This window comes from Kribbella sp. NPDC049227 (assembly GCF_043197265.1).
In the GTDB taxonomy this organism is placed as follows: Bacteria; Actinomycetota; Actinomycetes; order Propionibacteriales; family Kribbellaceae; genus Kribbella.
In genome coordinates this window covers 328,470-345,376 of record NZ_JBICST010000007.1, presented here as the reverse complement: position 1 = coordinate 345,376, position 16,907 = coordinate 328,470, and the positions used below count along the sequence as shown (strand labels likewise).

The 16,907-nt window shown below is 67.6% G+C and carries 17 protein-coding genes and 2 tRNA genes; 8 read left to right on the top strand and 11 right to left on the bottom strand.

Going from position 1 to position 16,907, the window contains the following annotated elements:
* Window positions 1-12: 12 nt before the first annotated feature.
* The 3 genes from ACGFH6_RS31190 to ACGFH6_RS31180 all read right to left on the bottom strand — a co-directional run bounded on the left by ACGFH6_RS31190 (window position 13) and on the right by ACGFH6_RS31180 (window position 2,604).
* Complete coding sequence (locus ACGFH6_RS31190) at window positions 13-636, bottom strand: ClpP family protease (RefSeq protein WP_131349683.1); 624 nt, start codon at window positions 634-636, stop codon at window positions 13-15.
* Between the two features lie 414 nt (window positions 637-1,050).
* On the bottom strand, window positions 1,051-2,454 hold the full coding sequence (tig, locus tag ACGFH6_RS31185) for a trigger factor (protein ID WP_393391097.1): 1,404 nt from the start codon (window positions 2,452-2,454) through the stop codon (window positions 1,051-1,053).
* Between the two features lie 77 nt (window positions 2,455-2,531).
* Window positions 2,532-2,604: transfer RNA gene (locus tag ACGFH6_RS31180), tRNA-Pro, on the bottom strand.
* A 130-nt stretch (window positions 2,605-2,734) separates the two neighbouring features.
* Here ACGFH6_RS31180 and ACGFH6_RS31175 point away from each other — a divergent pair.
* The 4 genes from ACGFH6_RS31175 to ACGFH6_RS31160 all read left to right on the top strand — a co-directional run bounded on the left by ACGFH6_RS31175 (window position 2,735) and on the right by ACGFH6_RS31160 (window position 6,706).
* Window positions 2,735-2,808, top strand: a tRNA-Gly gene (locus ACGFH6_RS31175).
* A 276-nt stretch (window positions 2,809-3,084) separates the two neighbouring features.
* A complete protein-coding gene (locus tag ACGFH6_RS31170) occupies window positions 3,085-3,450 on the top strand; it encodes a hypothetical protein (protein WP_393391095.1) in 366 nt (121 codons plus the stop codon).
* A gap of 192 nt (window positions 3,451-3,642) precedes the next feature.
* On the top strand, window positions 3,643-5,235 hold the full coding sequence (locus tag ACGFH6_RS31165; RefSeq protein WP_393391093.1) for an alkaline phosphatase family protein: 1,593 nt from the start codon (window positions 3,643-3,645) through the stop codon (window positions 5,233-5,235).
* Between the two features lie 1,015 nt (window positions 5,236-6,250).
* Window positions 6,251-6,706 (top strand): hypothetical protein, encoded by a 456-nt coding sequence (locus ACGFH6_RS31160; RefSeq protein ID WP_393391091.1) that lies wholly within the window; start codon window positions 6,251-6,253, stop codon window positions 6,704-6,706.
* A 67-nt stretch (window positions 6,707-6,773) separates the two neighbouring features.
* Here the strand turns inward: ACGFH6_RS31160 and ACGFH6_RS31155 are convergent, their stop codons facing one another.
* Window positions 6,774-7,121, bottom strand: a complete 348-nt coding sequence (locus ACGFH6_RS31155) for a hypothetical protein (protein WP_393391089.1) — start codon at window positions 7,119-7,121, stop codon at window positions 6,774-6,776.
* Between the two features lie 64 nt (window positions 7,122-7,185).
* On the bottom strand, window positions 7,186-7,785 hold the full coding sequence (locus ACGFH6_RS31150) for a dihydrofolate reductase family protein (RefSeq protein ID WP_393391087.1): 600 nt from the start codon (window positions 7,783-7,785) through the stop codon (window positions 7,186-7,188).
* A 173-nt stretch (window positions 7,786-7,958) separates the two neighbouring features.
* On the opposite strand from ACGFH6_RS31150, the gene ACGFH6_RS31145 reads away from it, so the two are divergent.
* Window positions 7,959-8,465, top strand: coding sequence for a DinB family protein (locus ACGFH6_RS31145; protein WP_393391085.1), 507 nt, complete (start codon window positions 7,959-7,961; stop codon window positions 8,463-8,465).
* Window positions 8,466-8,519: 54 nt separating this feature from the next.
* Here ACGFH6_RS31145 and ACGFH6_RS31140 read toward each other — a convergent pair whose 3' ends face one another.
* From ACGFH6_RS31140 to ACGFH6_RS31130, 3 genes are all read right to left on the bottom strand, one after another.
* The gene (locus tag ACGFH6_RS31140; RefSeq protein ID WP_393391083.1) at window positions 8,520-8,933 is read right to left on the bottom strand and encodes a cytidine deaminase family protein; all 414 of its coding nucleotides are present in this window, start codon (window positions 8,931-8,933) and stop codon (window positions 8,520-8,522) included.
* A gap of 82 nt (window positions 8,934-9,015) precedes the next feature.
* On the bottom strand, window positions 9,016-9,372 hold the full coding sequence (locus ACGFH6_RS31135) for a YciI family protein (RefSeq protein WP_393391081.1): 357 nt from the start codon (window positions 9,370-9,372) through the stop codon (window positions 9,016-9,018).
* 119 nt (window positions 9,373-9,491) lie between these two features.
* Complete coding sequence (locus ACGFH6_RS31130) at window positions 9,492-9,995, bottom strand: GNAT family N-acetyltransferase (protein WP_393391732.1); 504 nt, start codon at window positions 9,993-9,995, stop codon at window positions 9,492-9,494.
* Between the two features lie 100 nt (window positions 9,996-10,095).
* Here ACGFH6_RS31130 and ACGFH6_RS31125 point away from each other — a divergent pair, with 100 nt between their 5' ends.
* Window positions 10,096-10,644 (top strand): kinase, encoded by a 549-nt coding sequence (locus ACGFH6_RS31125; RefSeq protein ID WP_393391079.1) that lies wholly within the window; start codon window positions 10,096-10,098, stop codon window positions 10,642-10,644.
* Between the two features lie 2 nt (window positions 10,645-10,646).
* Here ACGFH6_RS31125 and ACGFH6_RS31120 read toward each other — a convergent pair whose 3' ends face one another.
* The 3 genes from ACGFH6_RS31120 to ACGFH6_RS31110 all read right to left on the bottom strand — a co-directional run bounded on the left by ACGFH6_RS31120 (window position 10,647) and on the right by ACGFH6_RS31110 (window position 13,907).
* Window positions 10,647-11,222: a nucleotidyltransferase domain-containing protein gene (locus ACGFH6_RS31120; RefSeq protein WP_393391077.1), complete on the bottom strand. Its 576-nt coding sequence runs from the start codon at window positions 11,220-11,222 to the stop codon at window positions 10,647-10,649.
* A 165-nt stretch (window positions 11,223-11,387) separates the two neighbouring features.
* Entirely contained in the window at window positions 11,388-11,924 is a 537-nt protein-coding gene (locus ACGFH6_RS31115; RefSeq protein WP_393391076.1) for a DinB family protein, read from the bottom strand.
* A 105-nt stretch (window positions 11,925-12,029) separates the two neighbouring features.
* Window positions 12,030-13,907: a hypothetical protein gene (locus ACGFH6_RS31110; RefSeq protein ID WP_393391075.1), complete on the bottom strand. Its 1,878-nt coding sequence runs from the start codon at window positions 13,905-13,907 to the stop codon at window positions 12,030-12,032.
* 162 nt (window positions 13,908-14,069) lie between these two features.
* Here ACGFH6_RS31110 and ACGFH6_RS31105 point away from each other — a divergent pair, with 162 nt between their 5' ends.
* Window positions 14,070-15,131: an AAA family ATPase gene (locus tag ACGFH6_RS31105; protein WP_393391073.1), complete on the top strand. Its 1,062-nt coding sequence runs from the start codon at window positions 14,070-14,072 to the stop codon at window positions 15,129-15,131.
* Window positions 15,124-16,899 carry a hypothetical protein gene (locus tag ACGFH6_RS31100; protein ID WP_393391071.1) on the top strand — a complete coding sequence of 592 codons (1,776 nt, stop codon included), beginning with the start codon at window positions 15,124-15,126 and terminating at the stop codon, window positions 16,897-16,899. The genes ACGFH6_RS31105 and ACGFH6_RS31100 overlap by 8 nt, the downstream gene beginning before the upstream one ends.
* Window positions 16,900-16,907: the final 8 nt, after the last annotated feature.

The window sequence follows — 16,907 nt, the reverse complement described above, 5'->3', positions numbered from 1 at the left end:
CGGAGTGGGAGATCAGGAGTTCGGGCTGCCGGAGGTGAGCTGCGCGGCGCTGGCGACCACGTGGTCGATGAAGCCGTAGTCCTTGGCCGCGTCGGCGGTGAACCAGCGGTCGCGGTCGGCGTCGTTCTCGACCTGCTCGAGCGGCTGGCCGGTGTGCTCGGCGATCAGCTTGAACAGCTGCGCCTTGATGTGCAGCGACTGCTCGGCCTGGATCTTGATGTCCGACGCCGTACCACCCATACCGCCCGACGGCTGGTGCATCATGATCCGCGCGTGCGGCAGGGCGAAGCGCTTGTCCTTCGCACCGGCGCAGAGCAGGAACTGGCCCATCGAGGCGGCCAGGCCCATCCCGACCGTCGCCACGTCGTTCGAGATCCACTGCATGGTGTCGTAGATCGCCATGCCGGAGTCGACCGAACCGCCCGGCGAGTTGATGTACAGCCAGATGTCCTTGTTGGGGTCCTCGGCGTTGAGGAGCAGCATCTGCGCGCAGATCGCGTTCGCGTTGTCGTCGCGAACCTCGGACCCCAGGAAGATGATCCGGTTCTGCAGCAGGCGCTGGTAGATGTGGTCGTCGAGTCCGCCGGATCCGTTGCCGCCCGCGGCGGTGGGGCTGGCTGCAAATGTCTCGTTCACGAAGCCGACATTACTGGGCGGCGGCGACAGACCTAAGGCTGGGCCACAGGTGTTCGCTCACGGCGCACCGTGTCTGCCGTGAGCGAATTCCGGAAGCAGCCGCCTGCGGGGTTCGCGGCGCCGTACACAGGCGGCTGCGGTCTCCGGTGAACACCGTTCACCCCGGTGGGCCGGGGTCACCAGCCGCAGACTGCAACCGCGCCGGAAGCGTCGGCGGGAACTCGCTCCCGAGGCGTTCCGGCGTTCTCGGCAGGTACTTCGACCTGGCTGGCCGGCTGGTCCTGCACCGGCACGCGTGGTTCGTCGAGGGAACAGGTCATGGCGCCAACGCTAGGGCGGCCGCCTTTCAGTTCCCTTTCAACGGCGAACGGCCCGGAACCACAGTGGGTTTCGGGCCGTTCGGCGTACTGCTGGTCAGGCCTTCGCGGGCTCCTCGGCCGGAGTCTCCTCCGCCGGGGCCGCCTCGGCCGCCTGCTCCGCGTCCGGGTCGGCGTAGCTGCCGTCCGGCTGCAGGGTCTTCAGCTCGACCACGTTGCCGGAGGCGTCGGTCACCTTCGCGTTCTCCACCAGGTGGGCGAGCGCCTTGCCGCGGACGACCTCGGAGACCAGGCTCGGCACCAAGTTGTTCTCGACCGCGTGCTGGGCGAACTGGTCCGGGCTGACGCCGGAGCGCTGCGCGTGCCGCACGATGTGCTCGGTCAGCTCCTGGTCGTTGACGCTCAGTTCCTGCTGCTCGGCCACCAGGTCGAGCACGAACTGCGCCTTGATCGCGTCCTCGGAGCGCTTCTTCAGGTCCTCGTCGAACTCGTCCTGGGTCTGCTCCTCGCCCTCCAGGAACTGCTCGAACGTCATCCCGGAGTACCCGAGCTGCTGCTCCAGGTTCTCCTTCCGGGCGGCCAGCTCGTCGGTCAGCAGGCCCTCGGGCACCGGCACCTCGACCAGGGTCAGGACCTTCTCCAGCACGGCGTCGCGCGCCTCGCCGGCCTGCTCGAGCCGCTTGCCGCGCTCCAGCCGGCCCTGCACGTCGGCCTTCAGCTCGTCGGCGGTGTCGAACTCCGACGCGGTCTGCGCGAACTCGTCGTCGAACTCCGGCAGCTCCTGCTCCTTGACCGCGGTCACGGTCACCTCGACGTCGACGTCCTCGCCCTTCAGCGAGCCGCCGACCAGCTGGGTGACGAAAGTCTTGCTCTCACCGGCGTTCAGCCCGACGACCGCCTCGTCCAGGCCGTCCAGCAACTGGCCGCTGCCGACCTGGTACGACAGGCCGGTCGCCTGCGCCTCCTCGACCTTCTCGCCGTCCTTGCTGGCGGACAGGTCGAGGGTGATGAAGTCGTTATCCTGGACCGCGCGCTCGACCGGGTTCAGCGAGCCGAACCGCTGCCGCAGCGCCTCGATCTGCTCGGTCACCTCGTCGTCGGAGACGGCGATGTCCTCGACCTCGGCCTCCAGGCCTTCCAGGTCGGGCAGCGTGATCTCCGGGCGGACCTCGACCTCGGCGGAGAACTGCAGGCTCTCCTTGTCGTTGAACTCGGTCACGTCGACCTCGGGCCGGCCGATGGCCTTCACCTGGTTGTCACTCACCGCCTGCGAGTACAGCTTCGGCAGCGCGTCGTTGATCGCCTCCTCGAGCACCGGCCCGCGGCCGACTCGCTGGTCGATCACCTGCGGCGGGACCTTGCCCTTGCGGAACCCCGGGACGGTGATCTGCGAGGCGATGCTCTGGTACGCCGCGTCGAGGCTCGGCTTGAGTTCCTCGAACGGCACCTCGACGATGAGCTTGACCTTGGTCGGGCTCAAGGACTCGACGGTGCTCTTCACGGTGGCGGTTCTCCTTGATCGATGACGTTCACAGCGTGGGCGACAGCCCGCGCTGCAGCGGTGCTGCAGGGGGTTTGTCGGGGCGACAGGACTCGAACCTGCGGTCTCCTGCTCCCAAAGCAGGCGCGCTAGCCACTACGCTACGCCCCGCAGTGACCGGACGAGTCTAGTCGACCCGAACCAGTGCTCGCGCCACCACCCCGACCGACCATGCCGATCAGGGCCCCACCCGTGGCGTTTTGAGTCCACCCCAGGGTATGTGGAATCATGTCCGAGCACCGCGGGTGTAGCTCAATGGTAGAGCCCCAGTCTTCCAAACTGGCTACGCGAGTTCGATTCTCGTCACCCGCTCCACCCGAAAGGCCCAGGCCAGAGGCACAACCCTCCGCCTGGGCCTTCGGCTTCACCCCGCTGGCAGGACGACCGTGCCCGCCGCATCGCTCGCCGCGATCCTGCGCCGCAGCCCCGTCATCCTGCTCGACTTCGACGGTCCGGCCTGCTCGGTGTTCGCCGGCAACCCGGCGCCCGGCAAGGCCGACGACCTGACCGCCAGGAGCCGATGCCGTGATCACCCACATCGACGAACTCAGCGAGGCAATCCGCGCGTGCTAGACGGTGTAGAACCGGTGCATGGGAGACGCGCCAAAGGCTTACACGCGACCGCTGACCTGGCCGTTCGTTATCGAGGTCCTGCAGACCAGACTCGGAATGTGGGTTGGGCGACCGACGTACGAGCGCGCGATCGCGCTGGTGATCGGATTCGACATGGCCCAACCAGAGAGCATCAATCAGCGCATGCAGTCGCGAGTATCGCAGCGCCGCAACACGGGATCGATCTCCTGGCCGTCGGCACTACTTGAGGAGGCGATCGGCGACGAGCCCCGCACGTCACGCGACCTCGGCCCCCTCACGCCGGAGCAAGATGCGCGCGCGATCGACTTGCTCGCGAGGGAATTGCGAGCGGTACTGCGCGAGGCGGACGTGGAGCCAACCTAACTCGATCCAGACACCTCTACGGGGCTCTGCCGAGTTTGGGTCTTGCGCGGGGGCCATGACCACGCTCGACGCCATCGACTGCCGGTCTCTGGTGGGGCGATCTTCGGCGGGAGTCGTCTCGAGGGGATGATTCCAAAGTGCAGGCGTGGGTGGACGCTGTCGGATTAGGTACTGCCCAGGAGGGATCCACCGATGCCGGCACCCGACAAGACCCATGCCCTCGATCACATCGTGGTGGTGTTGTTCGAGAACCGTTCCCTGGACAACCTGCTCGGCCACCTGTACGGCCCTGACGACGGCAAGACCTTCGACGGGGTGATTGGAAAGGATCTGAGCAACCCGATCCCGGAATGGGCCGAGCACGGCGCCGAGCGCAGGGTGGTCCCCTATACGGTCGCCACCGACATGGACTCGCCCAACCCGGACTCGGGCGAGGAGTGGTACCACACCAACACGCAGCTGTTCAACGTCCTCGACAACCACAACAGGTTCAAGATCGGGGAGGCGGTCACAGAGCCCTGGAACGCGCCGCCACCCGGGGCGACACCGACGATGGACGGGTTCGTCACCGACTACATCTCCACCTTCACCGGCGAGATCGGCCGGCAGCCGACCTATGACGAGTACGCCCACATCATGACCGGCTGTACGCCCGAACAACTCCCCGTGCTCAACGGCATCGCGCGCGACTTCGGGGTCTTCGACCACTGGTTCTGCGAGGTGCCGTCGCAGACCTTCATGAACCGGTCGTTCTGGACCGCGGCCACCTCGTCGGGGTTCGCGGTGAACAGCCCGATGACGAAGTGGTTCACCGGGAACGACGCGGAGACGTTGTTCGAGCGGCTGGAGGCCCACGGGAAGACCTGGAAGGTCTACATCATGGAACCGATGCCGGTCTCCTTCACCGGGATGATCCACTTCTCCCGGCTCAAGGACCGGCTGGCCACCCACTTCGTACCGTTCGCCGAGTTCGAGAAGGATGCCGCCGCCGGCACCCTGCCGGACTTCTCCCTCATCGAGCCCAACATGGCCGGCGGCCACGGCGACTACCACCCCGCCTTCGGCAGATCGTTCTCCGACAGCGTGGACCTCGCGATGGACAACCCGTCCTCGATGCTGGCCGGTGAGGCATTCCTGGAGCGAGTGTTCACCGCCTACCGTTCCGCCACCTCCGAGACCGGAACCAACGTGTGGAACACCCCGTTGCTGATCGGATGGGACGAGCCGGGAGGCACCTACGACCACGTCCCGCCCGGGCCGGTCCCCCCGCCGGACCCGGCCGCGCCTCCTGGCGAGTTCGGATTCACCTTCGATCGCTCGGGCTACCGGGTACCGGCGATCCTCGTTTCCCCGTGGGTCGAACCGGGGTCGGTGTACAACGAGGAGTACCGGCACACCTCCCTGATCGCCACCTTGCGCAGGACCTGGGACCTCGGCGAAGCATTGACCCGGCGCGACGCCGCGGCCCGCACCTTCGACCACCTCCTAGCGCGCGAGACGCCACGCGACCCGCACGACTGGGTGACCGTGACGGCCCGTCCTGTTCCCGAATGGATGATGGACCTCGAAGTCGTGGGCCGGGCCCTCAGCACCCTGGGCAAGGGCATGGCACCCGCCCTCATCGCGAGAGCCAGACAGGTCGGGGTCCCGCTTCCGCCCGAGCTCGACGCTCCAGGAGCCGACCTCCCGCCCGAGCGCATCGTCGGCCTCCTCAGACAGATCTCCGCCCACTTCTTCCCACTCCTGGCAAACCCCAGCGATCCTGAGCCGCACTCAGCCTCCTGAGAACCGCTTCCTCCACGAGCCGCTCCGCACTCATCAGGGGGACGGGGCAGGTGCGGGCGTCGTGTCACGGGCTTCGCGAGCCAGCGGCGCCAGCTCGCGAGGGTTACCGGCATCTCCGTGTCATTCAGGACGGCGAGCACATACCCGGCTCTGACACGCACAACGCCATCAGCTGACGTCCTGCACTCGTCGAGCGCTGTTCGTAGCTCGGGACCGTCGAGCCGTCGGGCCAGAGCGGCGTACCAGCGGTCCTCGCATCGCTGCTCTCTCGAGACGGCCTGCGTCACGAGCTCGACAAGTTGGGCCCGATGCGCCGGCGGCACGCCGGCCCGGACGAAGCTGCGAAGGATCCGCTCCTTGGTGCCCCAGGGAGACCAGGGAGCAGCCTCCCGCCACTCCACGGGATAGGCGGCCTCCCACTGGAGGAACAGCACCGCGTACGGAGCGAGCAGCTCGAATGTCGCCATACGGTCTGCGCGCCACGATGCGCCTGTAAACGTCCCCACGACGCGAGAGAAGGTGTTGTCGAGCGCGGCCTGTTGCGCAGCTTCGTGCCGCTTGTACGCCGCGCCGAGAGCAGGCGCCGCCGAGAAGTCGGAGCTCTGCCCGTTGGACCACCACAGAGCGTTGCTACGTCGGAGCGCGTCGCGCCACTCGGCGATGTACCGGTCGTACCGCAATCCCGCGGCCCGACGCCGAGCCGGATCGGATCGATGAAGTCGAAGAGCCACCGCAGCCGCCGCTCATGGATCCAGTGCACACCAGACCCTAAGCGAGCACGACTGTCGCCGCGCAACCGTGCCTCGGCGCCGCTGCCCGGGCCTTCCGGTTCACCTCGTTGGCGGACGATTGTGATCGCGCGTATCGACGAACTCACCGAGGCGGTCCGAGCCGGCCAGCCGGCCGCACTGCCGCGTGGTTCGGCGTTCGCGGGACGGGCACGGCGACGCACGGATCTGCTGGAGTGAGGATGCCGCCGTGTCTGTGCTCGGCTACTGCGTGGAAGCATGCCCAGATGGTGACTCGGAAGTATGACCTCGTCGCGCGCATGCGCGAGCTGGGTGCGGACGATCCGGAAGGTTGGGCAGAGTCCGAACTGAAGGAGGACATGCCACAGGAGGCACGCTGGCTGATCCTGCGCGGAATCTGGCGTTCCATCGACGGTTGGACAGTTGACACCATCACCGCAGTACCGGCCGCTCAACGTGCTGTCGCGGCTGGCGCAGACCCTGCGGATGTTGCCCAAGCCATGCGATCGGCCGCGTACGACGCCGCCTTCAGCGTGCTCTCACGCGTCGACGAAGGCCACGACCCCGAGGCTCCTACGGACGGTCCCGGATGGTTGCTGGCCGAAATCCGGTTCGAAGACAGCGACGAGGGTATGCCAAGCGGACGAGTTGTCGGTGGGCTGCACGAAAGCATCCTGACCGCTGATCCATCCGGCCGAGAAGGCGCTGATCTCTGGCAGTGACCGCTGCAATGGACGACTGTCGTGCATCACTCGCCCCGGTCTCTTTGTCGGGATTGACTCTCGTGGATCAAAGGCTCTGACTGCCGGCGGGGGTCGGCTCGATGTAGTCAGGGGTGGGGTCGGTGGTGAAGCGGGTTGCGGCGATGGTTGTTGCGCCGGTTAGCCAAGCCTTGGCGATTCTGTGGCCGCCGTCCATCAGGCCTCCGTCTGCCGACAGGATCACCGGATACCGGAGATCTGCCTTCTGGATACGGTCCGCGTGCTCAGCGACCATTCGGCAGGTGACCGGTCCGCCACCGAACCAGCAGTCCTCGTCGAACTCGCGGATAGTGTCGATCGGCACGTGCTCGACCGGAAGATCCTCCGCCAACTTCCAGAGACGTTCGGTCAGGTAGAAGGCCCGGCCGCCGGGCACGGTGCGTGAGTGTCGTTCAGGCATCGCACCATCATCACTCGTTGAGCCACTCGCCGCGTGCCCTTTACGTCGTGGCCTGGTGGAGCAGGCGGTAGTTGACGAGGAGGTGGCCGCTGGGTGAGGTGGTACTGCGGATTGTCTCGAGGCGGATGGGTGGCAAACCGTCGAGCAGTCGTTGGCCGGTCCCGACGATCGTTGGGGCGACCACGAGTCTGAGCTCGTCGATGATGCCGGCGGCAAGCATCGTCCGGGTGATCGAGATGCTGCCGTGTACGCCGATGTCGAAGCCCGGCTGAGCTTTCAGTTGCCGCACGAAATCGACCAACCCGCCGTCGATCACGCGCGAGTTGGTCCAGTCGGGTTCGAGCGGCGTGGACGTTGCGACGTACTTGGGAACGGCGTTGATGAACGAGGCGAAGGGCTCGATCTCGCTGACTGGCCAGAATCCGGCCCATTCGTCGTACGTGCGGCGGCCGAGAATGACTGCGTCCTGGGTTTCGATGAGCTTGGCGCCGCTGGCATCCGTTTCGTCGTCCCAAGCGGTGATGAACTGGTCGGGAGCCTCAGCCACACCGTCGAGAGACAAGAAGTACCCGGCGACCACCTTGCGCGGGGTCCGGCCGGCGTTCGTCTCCACGTTGTCGGGGTGAGCTTGCAACGACATGGTGAGGCTCCTTCGGAGGATGTCGGGAGTGCTTGATGATCACCCTCAGGTCGAACGGGATACCCCTGTTATCGACATCGAGGCTCGACGAACTTTCTCGCGGACGTTCGGGCCTGGATTGGGCTGTCTTAACTGGCTGGCCAAGGGGTCGACGGGTAGGTAGGGTCGCCCGGGTGTCGACCTGGACCACGCCTGAGCGACCTGAGCCGCCGTACAACCCGATCGACGAGCGGACGGCGCTCGAAGACCGACTCGAGTTCCACCGCACGACCTTGCTGCTGAAATGCGGCGGTCTCACGCCGGAACAACTGGCGCTGCGGTCGGTGCCGCCGTCGACACTCTCGCTGCTCGGCCTTGTTCGGCACATGTCTGGAGTCGAGGCCTGGTTCCATGCGTACGACGGCCAGCCGGACCACATGTTCTTCTGGGACTACGTGCCCGGCTCGAAGAACGGCTTCGAGGAGGTCGACATCGCGCATGCCGCCGACGACCTCGCCAGCTATCAAGCGAGCGTCGCCCGGTCGCGTCAGGCCGTGGCCGGCCGCAGTCTCGACGAAGCCAGTCCCGGCGAGGACTACACGCTGCGGTGGATCTACCTGCACATGATCGAGGAGTACGCCCGCCACAACGGCCACGCGGACCTCCTCCGCGAACGCATCGACGGCGCCACCGGCGAATAACCTGCCCGCCGCCCGACAAGCGCCGTCACCACGACATCCAGCCCGGTGGTCGGCTCAGTCCAGCGGTGCGGACCAGTCGGCGGCGGGCAGGAGGTCGCGGAGGGTCGACGTTCGATGCCGGCCCAGAACGACCTCGGTATCAAGGTTTGCCGGGTCGATCTGGCGGATGAACTCTCGGCAGCGGCCGCACGGCGGTACGACGTGCACCGGATCCCCGTCCGCTCCCTGCCAGACGGCCACGATCCTCGCGATCTTGTACTCACGGGCGGTCACCATGGCGGCGATGGCAGCATGCTCGGCACAGAACCCCGTACCGGAGGCGGTGTCGATACACACCCCGACGTACACGTTGCCGGCGTCAGTGATGAGGGCCGAGGCCACGTCACCGAAGAGTCGATCACCGACATGGCGAGGATGCAGTACGGCGGCGGCCGCGTCGATGAGGCTGTCGTTGCTTTGAACGATCACGCACGGAACCTAGCAACCAGCTCGTGCCTCTGGCCCAGGCCAAAGGCACGATGCTCTGTCCTGGGCCGTTCGCTTCGGACGTTCACTCGGCGCCGGTTGCGTACCGGAAACGTCGTACCTCCTGCGGCCAGCCGCAGGCCACCGCGATCTTTCCCGCCCATAGCCGCGCAGCCTCCTCGTCGGCCACGTCGACGACGGCGAAGCCGCCGAGGTACTCCTTGGTCTCGACGTACGGACCGTCTGTGAACATCGGGGTGCCGCTCGACGCGTCGACGTTGAACACGGGCGCAGCGTCGTCCAGGCCGCCGGTGAAGATGAGTACGCCGGCAGCCTTCATCTCCGCCCTCAGCGCGGTGGTCCGCTTGGACGCCGCGCGTAGGTCGTCGTCCGTGAGATCAGGCACCCATTCGTCGTTGAATGCGATGAGGTACTCCGTCATGTCTCCTCCTTCGCGGAGCGGCCCCTGCAGCCACTCTCCACCTTCGCCACGAACGACGGCAGCCCGATCCGACACCGCACCAGAATCTTCACGCATCCGCGGCCCCGGCCGCGGGAGGCTCAGGTCTGGGTGGTTCGGGTGTGTGGGCGGTGGAGGACGTAGCGGAGCATGGTGCCTGACTCGCCGTACTCGCTGGGGTCGGCGATCCCGTCGTACCTGAGGCCGGCGCGTTCGGCTGTGGCGCGGGAGGCGAGGTTGAGCTCGTCGATGGTGGCGATGACACGGTCCACCGGCCAGTTCTCGAACGCCCATGCGGCCACGAGTGGGATCGACTCGGAGGCCGCACCTTTGCGCCTGCTCGCGGGGAAGACCACGTAGGACAGGAAGGCACTCCCCTGTCCTCGATCCGCGACGTCGATGCCGCCTGCGAGTACGTCGCCGATCCAGATCCCCCAGGCCCGCTTGCTCCCGGAATTCGCCCAGCTTTCGCGCGTCTCGCGGATGTACCGCACGACGTTCTCCCGCGGAGCAGGCCCCGGCGCCTCGAACCACCGCTGCTGCTCCACATCATCACCAGCGTGCCAAGTATCGACATCGCCCATCGTGAGCACCCGCAAGACCACCCGAGCCCCCACCAATACAGGCCAATCCGAGTCCGTAGTCCTAGCCACCACCGGACCGTAGCAAGATCTGTCTGACCTGGCGCGGGGTTAATGTCGCCGCGTGGGTTCGGTTGGGGATGGGACTTCGCGGTTGGTGGTTTTGCGGGGGAATTCGGGGTCGGGGAAGAGCACTACGGCGCGGGCGGTGCGGGAGCGGGTGGGGCGTGGGGTTGCGTGGATCGAGCAGGATTATCTGCGGCGGATCCTGCTGCGGGAGCACGACAGACCCGGTGCGCCGAACGTCGGTCTGATCGACCAGACCGCGCGGTACGCGCTGGAGAACGGCTATCACGTGATGCTGGAGGGCATCCTGTACAGCCCGACGTACGGCGACATGCTGCGGCAACTGATCGCGGATCACGTGGGCCGGACCGGCGTGTACTACTTCCAGCTCTCGTTCGAAGAAACCGTCCGGCGCCACGCGACCCGCCCGCTGTCCGAGGTCGTCACCACCGAGCAGATGCGCGACTGGTACCAGCCGTGCGACCTGCTCAACGTCCCAGGCGAGCAGGTGATCGACCCGTCCAGCAGCCTCGACGAGACCACCGACCGCATCATCACCGACCTCACCTGGACCACGGGCGGGCGCGCGGCCAACCCACTCGACTGACCTCAGCTCAGCGCAGGGAACCAGGGGTGGTCGGGAGCGATGCGGTTGCGGAGCCAGTGACGGCGGTCGGCGTCCAGGAGGTGTACGACGTCCGCGAAGTCGTCGTTGTCCTTCGGCCGGCCACCGCGTGACTTGAACAGGAGCACGACTTCCGGCGCCAGGTACGGCGTACCGTCCGGCGACGTCAGCGTGATCTCGGTGAGCGGCTTCCGGATGGTGCCTCGGCCGCGGTGGAAGACCCACTCGTCGGCGTCGGACGCGGCGAGCAGGATCTGGATCGGGCACGGGTTGGCGTCGTCCGGGAAAACGAGCGCGTCGGGGCCGGGGGTGAGTTGTTCGCCCGGTTCCCACGGACGGCGCGTGCCGGACTCGGGGTGCTGGACCATCGGGCGCGGCGTGGTGAACGTCTTGGCGACCTGATCGAGATCGCGGGCCAGCACCAGTACATCCACGTCGCTGTGCGGCCGACGTACCCGGCCTGCGAACAGATCCAGCGCCCACCCGCCGGCCACCCAGTACGAACCCGGATAGCCGTCGAAGAGAGCACGAACCGCTCGCAACTGTTCAAACGAATCCACAACAGGACTCCTCGCATGAGTTGGATGCGGTGAGCCCCGAGAGGGTCAGAGCCGCCGGGGAGATCGGCGAGGCGGCACCGCGCAGATAGACCGCATGTGCACCACCTCCTTCACGCTCTGACTCGGCCGCAGGCTAGCAGCGCACCGCGCCGACCATCCAGGCAATTACCGAGCGCGGAAGTGATCCGCGGCCTCCTGGACTGTGGTCCATCGGGCCGGGAAGGCGGGGTGCTGCTCGCCGTCGATCAGCTCGCGGATGATGTCGGCGTGGCCGGCGTGCTGGCTGGTTTCGGCAACCATGCGGATCAGGAGTACGCCGAGGGTGGTGTGCTGCTGGCCCTCGCTCCAGTGCGCGACGTGGCCGGGACTGTCGAGATCGAGCTCGGCGATCGTCGTATCGGAGTGAGCCCAGGCCTGCCGGTACACGCCGGTGATGTACTCACTCGACTCGTCCGGCGTCGCCCAGATGTCGATCTCGTCGTACGGGTTGTCTCTGAACCATGACGGCCGCTCAACCGGAGGACGCCCGAACGCCTCCCCCAGATACCCGTACTCGAGCCCGGCCAGGTGCTTCACCAACCCCAGCAGGTTGGTCCCGCTCGGAGTCAACGGCCGCCGCCGGTCGTACTCCGGTAATCCGTCCAGCTTCCCGACCATCACATCCCGGCTCGCCTGCAGCACGCACGCCAACTCCCTCTTCATGCCGCTAGGCCCAGCACTGTGAGGAGATTGTTCACATACACCAAAGACACCCCGCGCATTCTGCACCACCGCAGAAGTACGCAGCCGCGTGCTGCTGCAGTCGGGCTACGGGTTTTGGCGGAGGAAGGCTATGCCGTCGATGGTGGCGGGGGCGGTGGAGGTGGAGATGATCTTGATGGCGCCGGAGCGGTAGGGGGTGATCGGGAGGTAGGTGACCTTGCGGGCTGTGGTGGTGGCGGCCAGGGAGACTGTGCCGATCTTGATGTTGGCGTGGTAGATGTCGACGCGACCCTGGCCGGGACCGTGGATGGCGACGAGGGCGATGCGGGCACCGGCCTCGGCGGTCTTGGTGAGGTAGGCGCCGTTCGCCTTCAGGATCGACGTGGTGCCCTTGAACGCGAGCGTGCTGGTGGAGCGGGTGACCGTGCCGGCCGAGGTGAGCGCGCGGTCGTCCTGCGGTGCCACCGAGCAGAGCTGCGCCGACCACGCGGTCGTGTTGCCCAGGTAGTCACGCGCCCGGACCATGAAGCACTCGTCCCAGCCGAGGCGTGGGGTCCAGGCGATCGACCGGATCTTGGTCTTCTGCCAGGCAGGCGGGTAGATCCACGCGCCCAGCGGGTTCCCGGGCGACGCGACCTTGTAGACGATGTCGTACGAATCGACGTCCGTGTCGTCCTTGTACCCCCAGCTGAACACCGCCGACCCGAGCTGCACCCGGTCCCCGATCCGCAGTGTGATCAGACCGGGCGCCGTACCGTCGACTTCACTGCAGTACGACGTACTCCACCCACTCAGGTTGCCCGCGTAGTCACGCGCACGGACCTGCCAGCAGGTGTCGGTCCCGAGGGGCGCGGTGGTGCTCGCGGCGGTCCCCTTCAGCCCCTGCCAGCCTGCCGGCTGGTTCCAGGCGCCGTACGGCGCGGTGCGGTTGGGGCGTGTCTGGGTCCGCAGGTCGTAGGTGGCGACGCCGGACGCGGGAGAGTTCGGGTCGGTCGGGTCGGTGAAGGCCCACTCGAACGAGAGGCTGGTGTTGTCGCGGATCCGGTCGCCCGCGGACGCACTGGTCAGCACCGGCGCAGCGGTGTCGGGCCGCTGCTGCGGATCGGCAGCGAGCCAAGTCAGGCTGATCACCCGCGCCCGGTTCTGCGGGTCGGCGTACACGATCTTGGTTGCACCGGAGCCGTCGGTGCTGAGGGCGGCCGGTGCAGTGCGGATCGGTCCGTAGAGCCGCTGCCCGAGGGACTGGTCGTTCAGATCGGTGACCAGCAAGTTCCCGGACGCGGTCTGGACCGTGAACCCGTTGCCGACCTGGGCGTCGGCGGCCACGATCAGGTTGCGCGGAGCCTCCGGGCCCTTCACGTCGACCAACTGGTTGCAGCCGCTCAGCAGCGCCCAGCGTCCGTTGACACGGCCCGGACCGACCGTGCACGCGCTGGCGACGAGGATGGTCTTCTCTGTGTTGGTACTCAGGTCCTTGCCGACCAGCTGACCGGGCTCAGTCACCTTCCACACCGTGCTGTCGGCCATGGCGAACGGCGGCGCATAGTCCGCCAGCTTCGCCTTGGTGGCGACGTCGTACACCTCCGCAGTGGCGGCGTTCGGCGTACGGTGCGACACGAGCTTGCCGCCCTTGCCCAGCACGACCTCATCGGTCGCCGGGAACGTGAGCCCGCCGACCTTCGCCGTGCCGGAGTCGAAGGTGAGCAGCGACGACCCCTCCAGCTGGAGCGGCTTGGTGTCGTTGGACCCGCCGGTTGCGGTCCAGGTCGTGCCGTTGTTGCTGGTCTCGTAAACCGCGTGGTCCGTGGGGTCCGACGCGACCACACGCGCCCCGGACATGCCGACGTCTGCCACCGTGCGGCCGGCGACCAGCGTCCCCTCCCCCAGATGCGCCGGTGGATCGGCGGCCATGACCTGACTGGCGGCCAGCGGAACGAGTACGACGACACAGGCGGCGACAGCCACCTTGGACCGCAGATTCAACACAGGACTCCCCCTCGCGGCGCTCCCCAGCACCTCTACACAAGGGGGCACCCTAGCCACCAACCCCCAACCAAGGGAAGTCGCCCCCCGACAGCTAAAACCGTGTGACAGCAGCGTGCGAGCCAGAGGATGCTGGAACGCTGGCCTAACAGGAAGGGACGGATGCAGGCGGGGATCACGGTTTCGGCGGCGGAGCTGCCGGAGGTATTGCTGCATGTGGCTGTGGTGCGGCCGGTGTTCCTGTGGGGTGCTCCGGGGATCGGGAAGAGCAGTCTGGTACGAGCGTTCGCGGAATCGCTCGGACTGGAGTGTGTGACGCTGCTGGGGACCCAGCTCGCGCCTGAGGACCTGATCGGCGTACCGCAGATCGTGGACGGGCGCAGCCGGTTCGCACCGCCGGTGGCGATCGCGCGGACCGAGCCGTACTGCCTGTTCCTGGACGAGCTGAACGCGTCGTCCGCCGAGGTGCAGAAGGCGTTCTTCTCGCTGATCCTGGACCGCCGCATCGGTGAGTACGAGCTGCCGGAGGGCTCGGTGGTCATCGGAGCCGGCAACCGGGCCACCGACAACGCTCTGGCCCGGCCGATGGCCAGCGCGCTGATCAACCGCCTGGTGCACGTCCATCTGCGCGCGTCCGCGTCCGACTGGCTGCTCTGGGCCGGTGCGGCGGGCATCCACCCGTGGGTGCTGGACTACCTCCGCAACCGGCCGGACCACCTCTGGACCGCCCCGCCGAAGACGGAGGAGCCGTTCTCGACGCCGCGGAGCTGGCACATGCTGTCGGACGCGCTGCACTCGTACGGCGACGACGTGTCCGACGAGACTCTGCGGGTACTTGCCTTCGGCACCCTCTCCGCGGCGCACGCGTCCGCGTTCCGCGCGTTCGTGAAGACGGTCCGGAACGCCTTCGGCCTGGACGCCGTACTGAAGGGCGAGACCGGTTGGCCGGCCGATCCGGAGGACCGTGACCTGCTGTACTTCCTGGCCGAGACCTTCCGCGCCCGGCTGGTCAAGGAGCTGGCCGCCGACAAGGCGTCGGCGAGCCCGGCGGCCCGGCAGCTCGCGCACCGCGGCAAGGCGCTGCTGGTCGAGCTCGCCGAGATCTCCCTCGAGGTGGCGCAGCTGGTGATCGCGGCCGACGACGACGGCCGTCCGGTACTGCCGACGTGGTTCCTGGTCGAGGTCAGTCGCGACCTGCCGCGGCTGGTAGCCGCGCGTGCCTAAGCGGAAGAAGGACCCGGCGCTGGAGGCCATGCACTCCGGCTGGCGATGGGTCGCCAACCACCCGCTGTTCGCACCGATCGAACAGCGGATCCCCACGCCGGTCCGCAGCGTGGCGTGCCCGCCCGACGGCTGGGCGACTGTCGACTCGAACGGCGAGATCCTCACCCACCCGACCCGCCACGGCACTCCGGCCGAGTGGGCCTGGGTCTTCGCACACCTGCTGATCCACCTCGGCCTCGGGCACGCGGAGCGGAACCGCCAGCCCGCCGACCCCACCACCGCCGCCGCTTGCGACGTCGCAGTGAACCGCTTCCTCCACTCGCTCAAGCTCGGCACGCCGGTGGTCGAGCTCCCGCAGGCGTTCCCCGGCACAGATGAGGAGGCCCTGGCCCGCCAATGGCGCCGCACCGGTGTCCCTCCCGAGTACGACGGACTCGGTGTCGCCGGCGCGCACCCCGACGTACTGCTGAAGGCCTGGAACAGGCTGGGCGATCCACCGAAGTGGAGTGAGCTGTTCGCCGCCGGACTGTCCGCGGCGGCCGCGGCAGCCATCGATGTGGCCGGCGGAGCCCGTTCGTCCCTGTCCGACCACCGGAGTGGTCGGGACGAGTGGGACCTGGCGCTTGGCTGGTTCGTCTCGTCGTACCCGCTGCTCGGAGCGATCGCCTCCAGCATGACGATCGTGGCGGAGGCCGAGCTGGCGCGCGGTTGGGACATCCAGGTGGCTGCGGTGAACGCGGCGGCCGGAGAGATCTACGTGAACCCGCTGATCGTGATGACCCAGAACGAGTGGCGGTTCGTGATGGCACACGAGATGCTGCATGCCGCACTCCGCCACGGCGACCGCGTCGGCGGCCGCGACGCATACCTGTGGAACGTGGCAGCGGACCTGGTCATCAACGGCTGGCTGCTGGAGATGGGTGTCGGCACCATGCCGGACGGCGCACTGCACGACCCGGTGCTGAAGGGCCTGTCCGTCGAGACTGTCTACGACCGCATCACCACGGACCTGCGCCGCTACCGCAAGCTGGCGACTCTGCGCGGTGTCGGCCTCGGCGACGTACTCGGACAGCCGCTGCCGCATCCAGGAGAGGCCGCGCGTGCTGCCGGTCTCGACGACATCTACCGGCGCGCTCTGACCACCGGCCTCGCGTACCACGACACAGCGCGCGGCACTCTGCCCGTCGGACTGGTCGAGGAGATCCGCGCGCTGGACCACCCGCCGCTCGACTGGGACGCGCAACTCGCGCGCTGGTTCGAGGAGCACGTCCCAGCCGTGGCCCGCGTCCGCACCTACGCCCGCGCCTCCCGACGCCAGTCCGGTACGCCGGACATCCCACGGCCAGGGTGGATCCGACCGGTCGAGGTCGACCGGCTCCCGACGTACGGCGTGGTCCTGGACACCTCCGGATCGATGGACCGGCAGCTCCTCGGCAAGGCACTCGGCGCGATCGCGTCGTACTCGCGGGCAAGGGATGTCCCCGCGGCACGGGTTGTGTACTGCGACGCGGCGGCCTACGACGCGGGCTACCTACCCGTGGACGACATCGCCGGCCGGGTGCAGGTGCGAGGCCGCGGTGGAACGGTGCTACAGCCCGGAGTGGACCTGCTGGAACGAGCAGACGACTTCCCGGTCGACGGGCCGATCCTGCTCATCACCGACGGCCAGTGTGATGTGGTTCGGGTGCGGCGGGAGCATGCGTGGCTGATTCCGAGTGGTGCGTCGCTGCCGTTCACGGCCAGGGGTCCTGTGTTTCGCGTGCAGTGAACACGCTC

What these genes read in the sequence shown, in the direction of transcription:
- ACGFH6_RS31170 (WP_393391095.1), top strand. Translation starts at nt 3,085, where the DNA reads ATGGGAGACGCGCCAAAGGCTTACACGCGACCGCTGACCTGGCCGTTC.
- ACGFH6_RS31165 (WP_393391093.1), top strand. Translation starts at nt 3,643, where the DNA reads ATGCCGGCACCCGACAAGACCCATGCCCTCGATCACATCGTGGTGGTG.
- ACGFH6_RS31160 (WP_393391091.1), top strand. Translation starts at nt 6,251, where the DNA reads ATGGTGACTCGGAAGTATGACCTCGTCGCGCGCATGCGCGAGCTGGGT.
- ACGFH6_RS31150 (WP_393391087.1), bottom strand. Translation starts at nt 7,785, where the DNA reads ATGTCGTTGCAAGCTCACCCCGACAACGTGGAGACGAACGCCGGCCGG.
- ACGFH6_RS31135 (WP_393391081.1), bottom strand. Translation starts at nt 9,372, where the DNA reads ATGACGGAGTACCTCATCGCATTCAACGACGAATGGGTGCCTGATCTC.
- ACGFH6_RS31115 (WP_393391076.1), bottom strand. Translation starts at nt 11,924, where the DNA reads ATGAAGAGGGAGTTGGCGTGCGTGCTGCAGGCGAGCCGGGATGTGATG.
- ACGFH6_RS31105 (WP_393391073.1), top strand. Translation starts at nt 14,070, where the DNA reads ATGCAGGCGGGGATCACGGTTTCGGCGGCGGAGCTGCCGGAGGTATTG.